General features: G+C 50.4%; 10 protein-coding genes, 2 tRNA genes and 2 other RNA genes. 8 read left to right on the forward strand and 6 right to left on the reverse strand.

Annotation, left to right across the window (positions count from 1 at the left end):
* Positions 1-213: 213 nt before the first annotated feature.
* Positions 214-861, reverse strand: a complete 648-nt coding sequence (locus URZ40_RS20295) for a YchE family NAAT transporter (protein ID WP_116339409.1) — start codon at positions 859-861, stop codon at positions 214-216.
* A gap of 478 nt (positions 862-1339) precedes the next feature.
* Between URZ40_RS20295 and adhE the strand changes: the two genes are divergently transcribed.
* The gene (adhE, locus tag URZ40_RS20300) at positions 1340-4018 is read left to right on the forward strand and encodes a bifunctional acetaldehyde-CoA/alcohol dehydrogenase (RefSeq protein WP_028013432.1); all 2679 of its coding nucleotides are present in this window, start codon (positions 1340-1342) and stop codon (positions 4016-4018) included.
* A 65-nt stretch (positions 4019-4083) separates the two neighbouring features.
* Here the strand turns inward: adhE and tdk are convergent, their stop codons facing one another.
* Positions 4084-4698 (reverse strand): thymidine kinase, encoded by a 615-nt coding sequence (tdk, locus tag URZ40_RS20305; protein ID WP_028013433.1) that lies wholly within the window; start codon positions 4696-4698, stop codon positions 4084-4086.
* Positions 4699-5246: 548 nt separating this feature from the next.
* Here tdk and hns point away from each other — a divergent pair.
* On the forward strand, positions 5247-5660 hold the full coding sequence (gene hns, locus URZ40_RS20310; protein WP_008502781.1) for a histone-like nucleoid-structuring protein H-NS: 414 nt from the start codon (positions 5247-5249) through the stop codon (positions 5658-5660).
* 198 nt (positions 5661-5858) lie between these two features.
* Here the strand turns inward: hns and galU are convergent, their stop codons facing one another.
* The 3 genes from galU to rssA form a co-directional block, all read right to left on the reverse strand.
* Entirely contained in the window at positions 5859-6767 is a 909-nt protein-coding gene (gene galU / locus URZ40_RS20315; protein WP_028013435.1) for a UTP--glucose-1-phosphate uridylyltransferase GalU, read from the reverse strand.
* Positions 6768-6967: 200 nt separating this feature from the next.
* Positions 6968-7981, reverse strand: a complete 1014-nt coding sequence (gene rssB / locus URZ40_RS20320) for a two-component system response regulator RssB (protein WP_116339408.1) — start codon at positions 7979-7981, stop codon at positions 6968-6970.
* Positions 7982-8072: 91 nt separating this feature from the next.
* Positions 8073-8975, reverse strand: a complete 903-nt coding sequence (gene rssA, locus URZ40_RS20325) for a patatin-like phospholipase RssA (protein WP_192985105.1) — start codon at positions 8973-8975, stop codon at positions 8073-8075.
* A 112-nt stretch (positions 8976-9087) separates the two neighbouring features.
* Between rssA and URZ40_RS20330 the strand changes: the two genes are divergently transcribed.
* From URZ40_RS20330 to URZ40_RS20355, 6 genes are all read left to right on the forward strand, one after another.
* The gene (locus URZ40_RS20330; RefSeq protein ID WP_116339404.1) at positions 9088-9546 is read left to right on the forward strand and encodes a YchJ family protein; all 459 of its coding nucleotides are present in this window, start codon (positions 9088-9090) and stop codon (positions 9544-9546) included.
* A 46-nt stretch (positions 9547-9592) separates the two neighbouring features.
* On the forward strand, positions 9593-10435 hold the full coding sequence (purU, locus tag URZ40_RS20335) for a formyltetrahydrofolate deformylase (RefSeq protein ID WP_003856715.1): 843 nt from the start codon (positions 9593-9595) through the stop codon (positions 10433-10435).
* 157 nt (positions 10436-10592) lie between these two features.
* A tRNA-Tyr gene (locus URZ40_RS20340) sits at positions 10593-10677 on the forward strand.
* A gap of 35 nt (positions 10678-10712) precedes the next feature.
* Positions 10713-10797, forward strand: a tRNA-Tyr gene (locus URZ40_RS20345).
* A gap of 45 nt (positions 10798-10842) precedes the next feature.
* A non-coding RNA gene (locus tag URZ40_RS20350) (RtT sRNA) lies at positions 10843-10973 on the forward strand.
* A gap of 45 nt (positions 10974-11018) precedes the next feature.
* Positions 11019-11149: non-coding RNA, RtT sRNA (locus tag URZ40_RS20355), on the forward strand.
* Positions 11150-11243: 94 nt separating this feature from the next.
* Here the strand turns inward: URZ40_RS20355 and URZ40_RS20360 are convergent.
* Positions 11244-11687: an Lrp/AsnC family transcriptional regulator gene (locus URZ40_RS20360; RefSeq protein WP_028013440.1), complete on the reverse strand. Its 444-nt coding sequence runs from the start codon at positions 11685-11687 to the stop codon at positions 11244-11246.
* Positions 11688-11745 lie beyond the last annotated feature (58 nt).

Consider the following 11745-nt stretch of genomic DNA (forward strand, 5'->3'; position numbering starts at 1 on the left):
GCCCCAGACTATCGTGTGAGTAAAATAACAGAGCGTTCGAAGATTTTCTGCGCAGGTGGACTGGAGGGGAATTCATAACTCTATGAAATACAAGCAATGAACATTATTAGTAGAATTTATTATGATATGTGAGCATTTCAACTTTATTTATATGATTTGCTGATAATTACATAAAAAAATCGGCGCCGCAGCGCCGTTCTTTCATATGAAATATCAATGCAACAAGCCGGGGAAAATGCTTTTAATACCCGTTACAATGAACTCGATCCCGAGTGCCATCAACAGCAGCCCCATGATACGCGTAATAACGTTAATGCCCGTCTGCCCCAGCAAGCGCACCAGCCACGGCGCCATGCGGAATACACCCCAGCAACAGAGCGCGAAAACGGCAATTGCGACGGAAAAGCCAATCAGGTGCATGAGACTATGGTAACGCGTGCCCCAGACAATCGTCGAACTGATGGCACCCGGCCCGGCCATCAGGGGTAACGCCAGCGGAACCACGCCGATACTTTCGCGAATGGCGGTTTCTGACTTTTCCTGCTTGTTCTGCTTATCCTCACCCAGCTTACCGCTGATCATGGACATGGCAATGGTCACCACCAGGATCCCGCCCGCAATGCGGAAGGAGTCAATCGAGATGCCAAAGATCTGGAGAATGGCATCTCCCAGGAAAAGCGAGGTGAGCAAAATGATCGCCACAGACAGGTTAGCGGTGAGATTGGTTTTGTTCCGGGCCGCCGCCGTCTGGTAACTGGTCATACTAATGAAGACAGGAATGATCCCCACCGGGTTGACCAGGGCAAACAAACCAATAAAAAATTTGAAATACGTAGGAAAATCAAAGAGCGTTTGGATCACGTTTTGCTCCGCTTTTGCGCATGCCCGGGACTGGTACGTTGTCATGAAAAATCGCGCTGAAGATACGCTTTTTATTAGCATACTTCACCAGAAATCTGTGCCAAAACGTTAGCATTTCAGAATGTTAAACATATGTTGAGACAATGATAGCGCCACTTCCAATAGTTACTTAATTAATTAACAGTGGAAATATATCCATTAAATAACCCTGCTGAAAGGTATCAGCTTAGTGGAAAATTGACGCAGATCATGATTTCTGTACTCAGAAGTGAGTAATCTTGATTACGCCCCCAGGGAGGTCACCTGACAAAAAGGGATGATGCTAAGGTAAGGCTCTTTTAGTAAATTAGTGTACTGGAGCATAAAGTAACCCTTTGTTTTACTTTATGTAACGCAAGTCGTATTGGCACTGTCTATACTGTCTGACGTATCGAGCGCTGGTTTACTAAAAGAGTTTAAACATTATCAGGAGAGCATTATGGCTGTTACTAATATCGCTGAACTGAACGCCCTCGTCGAGCGCGTTAAAAAAGCCCAGCGTGAATATGCCAATTTCACCCAAGAACAGGTTGATAAAATCTTCCGCGCGGCCGCTCTGGCTGCTGCAGATGCTCGAATCCCTCTCGCTAAAATGGCCGTTGCCGAATCTGGCATGGGTATCGTTGAAGATAAAGTGATCAAAAACCACTTTGCTTCTGAGTATATCTACAACGCCTATAAAGATGAGAAAACCTGTGGCGTTCTGTCTGAAGACGACACCTTCGGGACGATCACAATCGCCGAACCTATCGGTATCATTTGCGGTATTGTTCCAACCACTAACCCAACTTCAACGGCTATCTTCAAATCACTGATCAGCCTGAAGACCCGTAACGCAATCATCTTCTCTCCACATCCACGAGCGAAAGACGCGACAAATAAAGCAGCAGACATCGTTCTGCAGGCTGCAATTGCCGCTGGCGCACCAAAAGATCTGATTGGCTGGATCGACCAACCTTCTGTTGAGCTGTCCAACGCGCTGATGCATCACCCGGACATTAACCTGATTCTGGCGACCGGTGGTCCTGGCATGGTTAAAGCGGCATATAGCTCCGGTAAACCAGCTATCGGTGTGGGTGCAGGTAACACCCCAGTTGTTATCGATGAAACCGCTGACATCAAACGTGCTGTGGCGTCTGTTCTGATGTCTAAAACCTTCGATAACGGCGTTATCTGTGCATCTGAACAGTCTGTTGTTGTTGTCGATTCCGTGTACGACGCAGTACGCGAACGTTTCGCCAGCCACGGTGGTTACCTGCTGCAGGGTAAAGAGCTGAAAGCGGTTCAGGACATTATCCTGAAAAATGGCGCGCTCAACGCCGCTATCGTGGGTCAGCCAGCCTATAAGATCGCTGAACTCGCAGGCTTTACCGTTCCGGCAACCACCAAAATCCTGATCGGTGAAGTTAAAGTTGTCGACGAAAGCGAGCCGTTTGCTCACGAAAAACTGTCTCCAACGCTTGCTATGTACCGTGCGAAAGATTTCGAAGACGCGGTAGAGAAAGCCGAGAAGCTGGTTGCCATGGGCGGTATCGGTCATACCTCATGTCTGTACACCGACCAGGATAACCAGCCAGAGCGTGTTGCCCACTTCGGTCAGATGATGAAAACAGCCCGTATCCTGATTAACACCCCTGCTTCTCAGGGTGGTATTGGCGACCTGTATAACTTTAAACTCGCACCTTCCCTGACTCTGGGTTGTGGTTCCTGGGGTGGTAACTCCATCTCTGAAAACGTTGGTCCAAAACACCTGATCAACAAGAAAACCGTTGCTAAGCGAGCTGAAAACATGTTGTGGCACAAACTTCCGAAATCTATCTACTTCCGCCGTGGCTCTCTGCCAATCGCGCTGGATGAAGTGATTACTGATGGCCACAAACGTGCGCTCATCGTGACTGACCGTTTCCTGTTCAACAACGGCTACGCTGACCAGATCACCTCTGTACTGAAAGCGGCTGGCGTCGAAACTGAAGTGTTCTTCGAAGTTGAAGCTGACCCGACCCTGAGCGTTGTACGCAAAGGTGCTGAGCTGGCGAATTCATTCAAACCAGATGTGATTATCGCACTGGGTGGTGGTTCCCCAATGGACGCCGCGAAAATCATGTGGGTTATGTACGAGCATCCGGAAACCCACTTCGAAGAACTGGCGCTGCGCTTTATGGACATCCGTAAACGTATCTACAAGTTCCCGAAAATGGGCGTGAAAGCGAAAATGATCGCCGTCACTACCACTTCCGGTACCGGTTCAGAAGTGACACCATTTGCGGTGGTAACGGATGACGCAACAGGTCAGAAATATCCACTGGCTGACTACGCGCTGACCCCAGATATGGCTATCGTTGATGCCAACCTGGTTATGGAGATGCCGAAATCTCTGTGTGCATTCGGTGGTCTGGATGCGGTCACTCACGCCCTGGAAGCCTACGTTTCTGTACTGGCGTCTGAGTTCTCTGACGGTCAGGCTCTGCAGGCTCTGAAACTGCTGAAAGAAAACCTGCCAGCGTCCTACAACGAAGGTTCTAAAAACCCAGTAGCACGTGAACGTGTCCACAGTGCAGCAACCATCGCCGGTATCGCGTTTGCGAACGCCTTCCTGGGTGTTTGCCACTCTATGGCGCACAAGCTGGGTTCACAGTTCCACATTCCTCACGGTCTGGCGAACGCCCTGTTGATAAGCAACGTTATCCGTTATAACGCTAACGACAACCCAACCAAGCAGACTGCTTTCAGCCAGTACGACCGTCCGCAAGCGCGTCGTCGTTATGCTGAAATCGCTGACCACCTTGGTCTGAGCGCACCGGGCGACCGTACTGCTGCGAAGATTGAGAAACTGCTGGCATGGCTGGAAAGCCTGAAAGCTGAACTGGGTATTCCTAAATCTATCCGTGAAGCAGGCGTTCAGGAAGCTGACTTCCTCGCTCACGTAGACAAGCTGTCTGAAGATGCCTTCGATGACCAGTGTACTGGTGCTAACCCGCGCTACCCCCTGATCTCCGAGCTGAAACAGATCCTGCTGGATACCTACTATGGTCGTGAGTTCAAGGAAGGTGACGTTGCTGCTGTGAAAACAGAAGCTCCGGTCATTAAAGCTGACAAGAAAGCGAAGAAAAGTGCTTAACTGACAGCCTGATGAAAAAACCCGCCTTCGTGGCGGGTTTTTTTATGTCTGAACAACAGCAGATATTATTTTCTGTTGTCGTGCTGGATCGCCGTGAGCGAGCCTACGGACAATGCTTCCTTATAATGCTTACGACAGACCGACACATAGCGTTCATTGCCGCCAATCACCACCTGCTCACCGTCCGCATAAGGTTTTCCGGCCTGGTCGAGACGAAGCACCATGCTGGCCTTGCGTCCACAGAAGCAGATAGTTTTCAGTTCAACCAGCTTATCTGACCAGGCAAGCAGATACTGGCTTCCGGCAAACAGTTCCCCGCGGAAGTCCGTACGCAACCCGTAGCACAGGACGGGAATATCGAGCTCATCAACCACTTCAGAGAGCGCGTGCACCTGTTCACGCGTCAGGAACTGGCTCTCATCAACCAGAACGCAGTGAATGGGCTCTGACGCATGCGCAGCGCGGATATCCTCCAGCAGGTCAGTTTGCGGGTTAAAAAGCCTGGCTGGCGAAGAGAGGCCTATTCTGGAACTCACCTTCCCTGCACCGAAGCGATCGTCGATTTCAGCAGTATAAACAACGGTACGCATTCCTCGTTCCTGGTAATTGTATGAGGATTGCAGCAGCGCGGTGGATTTACCGGCATTCATTGCCGAATAGTAGAAATAAAGTTGTGCCATTGGCCGTCAAACCCTAATCAATGTGTAATATTCCCGATGATTCATTGTACCATATTTTGTCTGGTCATCAGCGACACGCCGCACAAACGATGCCGTGCTGAAAGGTGTAAAACACCTTCTTTTCGCAAAAATAATCCGTTAAAACAGAGAGTAATGGAGGTCATGCTGATGAATAGGTTATATGGTTAGCCAAACATAACACTTCTTTTTATAGTGGAATCCGCGTTCATTAAAATTCACTATTTATTAACTATTCCTGCCTTAGCGCCGTAGCCTGGAACTAATACAAAAGGCTGATATTTATCCGCCGAAACTATAATTCCTGCGGTAAATGTCACAAAAAAAAGATGCAAGCGACGGGGTTAAGCAGGTTATCGTGATAACAAGCGAGACTGTCGAAGAGGAAATTTAAGTTAGCGTAATTAATAATAGCGGCTTTATTTAGTATTTTTTGAATTCCTTACATTCCTGGCTATTGCACATCTGAATTTATGGCTCTATTATTAGGTCAACAAACCACCCCCCATTATAAGTTTGAGATTACTACAATGAGCGAAGCACTTAAAATTCTGAACAACATCCGTACTCTTCGTGCGCAGGCAAGAGAATGTACCCTTGAAACGCTCGAAGAAATGCTGGAAAAATTAGAAGTTGTAGTTAATGAACGTCGCGAAGAAGAAAGCGCTGCTGCTGCTGAAATCGAAGAGCGTACGCGTAAACTGCAGCAATATCGTGAAATGCTGATTGCTGATGGTATCGATCCAAATGAATTGCTGAACAGCATGGCTGCTGCAAAAACCGGTACCAAAGCAAAACGCGCTGCCCGTCCTGCTAAATATAGCTATGTTGATGAGAACGGCGAAACTAAAACCTGGACCGGCCAGGGCCGTACTCCTGCTGTAATCAAGAAAGCCATGGATGAGCAAGGTAAACAGCTGGATGACTTCCTGATCAAGGATTAATCACGCCGAATTCAGAAAAATCCCGCCTCTGGCGGGATTTTTTTTGCCCGCAATTTATCACAAACATCCTCTTACACTCCGTCATAAAGCGTTATTCGGCTATTTAGTTTTGCTTACAAACAGGCTCGTGATGGCGTTTTATGGGCATAAAAAAACCGGTGGGCAGCGCCACACCGGTTTCAGAGATTTACGCCCGGGTTATTTCTTAATACCCATACTCTCTTTGAGCCAGCCTTTAAATTCTTCACCCAGCGTATTATGGCGAATGCCATATTCAACGAACGCCTGCATATAACCGAGCTTATTACCGCAGTCATGGCTCTTACCTTTCATGTGGTAAGCCTCAACGGTCTCTTTCTCGATCAGCATATCAATGGCATCCGTCAGCTGGATTTCATCCCCTGCTCCTGGAGGCGTTTTCGCCAGCAGAGGCCAGATTTCAGCGCTCAGGACATAGCGACCCACCACCGCCAGATTAGACGGCGCTACGTCGGCTTTAGGCTTCTCTACGACACCAACCATTGGCACGCTTTCGCCTGGCTCAAGGTTCACACCCTTGCAGTCAACCACACCGTAAGCGGTCACATCTTCAACAGGCTCAACCATGATCTGGCTGCAGCCCGTTTCGTCGAAGCGATGGATCATCTCAGCCAGGTTATCCTGGGAAAGATCGGATTCGTATTCATCCAGAATAACGTCTGGCAGAATGACCGCGACAGGCTCATCACCCACAACCGGGTGTGCACACATAACCGCGTGGCCCAGACCTTTAGCCAGCCCCTGACGGACCTGCATGATGGTAACGTGCGGAGGGCAAATAGACTGAACTTCTTCTAACAGCTGACGCTTAACGCGTTTTTCCAGCATGGCTTCGAGTTCAAAACTTGTATCGAAGTGGTTTTCGATAGAGTTTTTAGATGAATGCGTAACCAGCACAATTTCAGTGATGCCGGCCGCGATACACTCATTAACGACATACTGGATTAATGGCTTATCAACCAGAGGCAGCATCTCTTTAGGAATCGCCTTAGTTGCTGGTAACATCCTGGTCCCCAATCCCGCTACCGGGATGACGGCCTTTCTGACTTTCGAATTTAGGGCAGCCATTCAAATTCTCCTGAGCTGTTCAAGTTTTGAACTTTTATGCAATAAATAACGCGTTGAGTATATCAGCCTCGCCCCGCAGTCCGGGTCTGAAAAGAACGCGTTGCCGATCAATTAGGACAAATACGCATGAATCTGGGCAGCGATAGTAGCACTCCCAAGAAAACACAGGTAAAGCAATCTTAAAATTAAGATCCAATTGCTTATTCCGTGGACAACATTAAGCGTAGCCTTCCCCCGGCACCCCAAATTTGGCACTGCCAGGAAGAACAGCGATGGCTAATTTGATTGAGATACGCCGTTCCCAGTGTTCCAAGCGGCACACCGTTACTCACCTGAATATGGTGCTCCCCGGTATTCAGTGACGCGTTGAGACCTGCTGAAACGAGGATAAGATTCTTTAAACCGCTATGGTAATAACCAACCAGCAGCGGGAACTGTCCGGGTAAATTAGCCTGACGAAAAAGCTGGTTTACCTGTTTGAGTAAACTGCCTAACTCAGGGAGCCGTTGTCCCTGATGTGATAACTGTTCCTGCAATAATCCATTAAAGAGCGCACGAAGTAACAACGCAGCTAATACGCCATTATCCCCTGCCCGGGTTACGTCCAGAGAATAAAATGCGAGGTCGGAATCAGACAGAGGTGCAATATCCAGCACCAGCCCAGGCTGATCGGCCGCCACCAGCTGGCGATAATTTACGCGGCAGTGGGAAATAGTTTGCTGAACGGGAGGCTGAAGCTCTTGCAGCAATTTCGCCGCCGCTGGCGGATTACTCACCAGCGCGTCCCAGTCCTGAAAAAGGCGTTCCTCTTCCTCAACACGGGAATTAAACATATTCGGATAAAGGCACGCTAATACCGTTTCACGTAGCCGGCTCAGATCTTTGACGGGTTTAAGCAGAATATCCTGAACGCCAAGACGTAATGCTTTGGCAATATCCGCCATATTCTCAGTCGCGGAGATCACCAGAATGGGCATCTGGTCACCCTCGTTGCGCAGATGTTCAACCAGTTTCAGCCCATTCATTCGCGGCATCGCGATGTCGCAAATCATCAGATCGGGCGTCATACCGGTCATTTTTTCCAGCGCGTCGACACCATCTTCGGCCAGTAAAGTGTTTGCTCCCAGCGAGGATAACCACGAATCCAGTAGCGATCGGAAAACGGGCTCGTCTTCAACAATCAAAATGTGTTTTCCGGCCAATGGCTGCGTCATGGTTCCTCCCCTGGCTGACAGTTACTAAATAGTGGCATGCTATCGGCACTATCGCCTGTCAGATTTTGCTGAAGTAGTCAAAAAAAGGTGCTTAACGTGCTGTTCGCACAAACGGCAGCAACTCGTCTATTTTCTTTTCGACGGCTAGCGAGCCCGCTGCGATGGCGGCCTCAGCCCGATGGAAATCAAGGGTAGAGATTTGCGGACAGTAAGGCTGAATAAGAATATCCGGTGGATCGCCGGCCATACGGTTACGTTTGAGGCGATTTTCAAGAACCTGAATTGAGGTGGTCATGATTTCCATGGCTGTCGGCGCGGCAACCGATCGCCGTGCGGCCATACGCCCGATTCTTCCGCGCAGGCGCTCATGCCAGGCAAGCTTTTCGACTTCGGCACTTTCGCTCTGGAGATTGACCGGCATAAGGTCTTGCTGCATCAGATGAGCATCGTGCTGCAAATCCACGGCGATGACGATGTCGGCCCCCATGGCACGCGTCAGAGAGATGGGAACCGGGTTCACGACGCCACCATCGACAAGCCAGTAGCCGTTATGAGGCACGGGCGCCATAAGCCCTGGAATACTGCATGAAGCACGCACCGCAAGGTGAATATCCCCTTCGGTCAGCCAGAGTTCACGGCCTGTGCTGAGATTCGTCGCGACGGCGCCAAAAGGCATCCGGCAGTCAGTAAAATCTTCGAGAGGCATCACCCGGCGGAACTGGTTAAAGACGCGTTCACCGCGCAGCAGCCCACCGCGCTGCCAGGAGAGATCCATCAGACGCAGCACGTCCCAGTAACTGAAGGAGCGTACCCAGGTTTCGAGTTCAGGGAGTTTGCCGCACGCGTAAGCGGAGCCGACCAGCGATCCTATTGAACATCCTGCAACGATATCAACGTCAACACCCATTTTGTTTAAGGCATTAATCACGCCGATATGAGACCATCCGCGGGCTGCACCTGAGCCCAGCGCCAGTCCAATTTTAACCTTTCTCATTAGCCCTGTTTTACTTCCCCTGGATTCCTGACATAGCGTCAACGCAACTGCTCAGTTAACATAGTGCTACCCGAAGCGTTTTACGCCCTTATTTTTTTCCAGGAAGAGAATCGTGTCTCAACTCTGCCCTTGTGGTAGCGCTCTGGAGTATAGCCTATGTTGCCAGCGATATCTTTCTGGCAATCAGGTTGCACCGGACCCGTCACACCTCATGCGTTCACGGTATACTGCTTTTGTGATCAAAGACGCAGACTACCTGATAAAAACCTGGCACCCGTCCTGCCACGCCGCCGATTTCCGACAGGAGATCGAAACCGGGTTCGCCAACACCCACTGGCTTGGGCTTACCGTGTTTGAATCGTCACCAGGCAGCCACGACGACGAAGGCTTTGTCAGCTTTGTTGCCCGTTTTACCGAGAACGCCAGGCCTGGCGCCATTATCGAGCGTTCCCGGTTCTTAAAGGAAAGCGGGCAATGGTATTATATTGACGGTACGCGCCCACAGTTTGGTCGTAACGATCCCTGCCCTTGTGGTTCAGGAAAAAAATTCAAAAAGTGTTGCGGGCAGTAACGCCTGACAACCCAGACTTCGCAAATACAAACAGGATTTCCCGGCGATGCAATCATTACAACGTAAAGTTCTGCGCACTATCTGTCCCGATCAAAAAGGGCTGATCGCACGAATTACCAACATTTGCTACAAGCATGAACTGAATATCGTGCAGAACAACGAGTTCGTTGACCACCGTACCGGTCGCTTCTTCATGCGCACCGAGCTGGAAGGCATTTTCAACGACACCACCCTGCTGGCCGATCTGGACAGCGCGCTGCCGGAAGGTTCCGTGCGTGAGCTGAATCCAGCGGGCCGTCGTCGCATTGTGATTCTGGTGACAAAAGAGGCTCACTGCCTGGGCGATCTATTGATGAAGGCCAATTACGGCGGTCTGGACGTGGAAATCGCCGCTGTTATCGGTAACCACGAAACCCTGCGCACGCTGGTTGAGCGTTTTGATATTCCGTTTGAGCTGGTGAGCCATGAAGGCCATACACGTGAAGAACACGACAACCTGATGGCTGCTGCCATTGAAGCGCATAACCCGGACTACGTGGTGCTGGCGAAATATATGCGCGTGCTGACGCCTTCCTTCGTGGCGCGTTTCCCGAACAAGATTATCAACATCCACCACTCGTTCCTGCCGGCCTTCATTGGCGCCCGCCCATACCATCAGGCGTACGAGCGAGGCGTGAAGATCATTGGCGCTACCGCACACTACGTGAATGATAATCTGGACGAAGGCCCAATCATCATGCAGGACGTGATTCACGTGGATCACACTTATACCGCGGAAGATATGATGCGCGCCGGACGTGACGTTGAAAAGAACGTACTAAGTCGTGCCCTGTATCAGGTGCTGGCGCAGCGTGTCTTTGTCTACGGTAACAGAACCATCATTCTTTAATCTTCCGGAAAATGAATTGATTAGCTTTGCGCCTTTACGGATAAAAAGCAGGCAAACAACTTCATTTCCCTAAAGGAATGCTTTACAGGGGCGTCTCATTTGATATGATGCGCCCCGCTTCCAGCAGGAAGCAGGCCAGTTAAAAGCATTACCCCGTGGTGGGGTTCCCGAGCGGCCAAAGGGAGCAGACTGTAAATCTGCCGTCATCGACTTCGAAGGTTCGAATCCTTCCCCCACCACCATCTCTCAGCACGACCTCAAAATTTGAATTACCCCTGGTGGGGTTCCCGAGCGGCCAAAGGGAGCAGACTGTAAATCTGCCGTCATCGACTTCGAAGGTTCGAATCCTTCCCCCACCACCATCACTTCCAAATGACCTTAAATTTTCTATTCGCACTGCGCATCATGTATTCCCATAACGGGGAAGGATGAGAAGCTTCGACCAAGGTTCGATTCGAGCGTAGCGAGAAAGCGTTGCCGCAGGCAACGACCCGAAGGGCGAGGCGCAACGCGCCGAGTAATCCTTCCCCCACCACCATCGCTTTCAAATAACTCTAAACTTTCCATTCGCACCGGACATCGTGTATTCCCATAACGGGGAAGGATGACAAGCTTCGACCAAGGTTCGATTCGAGCGTAGCGAGAAAGCGTTGCCGCAGGCAACGACCCGAAGGGCAAGGCGCAACGCGCCGAGTAATCCTTCCCCTACCACCATCGCTTTCAATAAAATCCAAACGTCATAACAAAACCGAACCGAATCAACCTTCGCAGGCCGGGTAAGGCGCAGCCGCCACCCGGCAACAGAAATCTACATCGGCGGCAACCGGCGCTTCACCGGCGAACTCTTCACAATCGACGTATTACACTGGGCATGCTCCGCCAGCCCGTCCAGCAGCGCATCCAGTTGCTCTATCGATCGCACCACCAGCCTAATCACAAAGCAGTCTTCCCCGGTCACCTTGTCGCTCTCAATACACTCCGGCATCGCCTGAATGTATTTATCCACCTTATGCAACAGCCCCGGCAGAGGCCGCACGCGCACCAGCGCCTGCAGCGTATACCCCAGCGCGGCCAGATTCACCCGCGCACCATATCCCTGAATCACGCCCCGCTCTTCCAGCCGCTTCAGACGCTCTGCCGTGCTGGGTGAGGTCAGACCGATGCGGCCACTGAGCACCTTCAAAGACATCCGCGCATCTTCAACCAGGCAGGATAAAATTTGCCGGTCGATATCATCAATAAGGTATTCCACTCGTTTCACCTAATTTTAAAAAGCAGTTAACACTTTCAACCTTATATCACCCCTGTAA

The organism is Enterobacter sp. 296B2, from assembly GCF_034106185.1.
In the GTDB taxonomy this organism is placed as follows: Bacteria; Pseudomonadota; Gammaproteobacteria; order Enterobacterales; family Enterobacteriaceae; genus Enterobacter; species Enterobacter cloacae_N.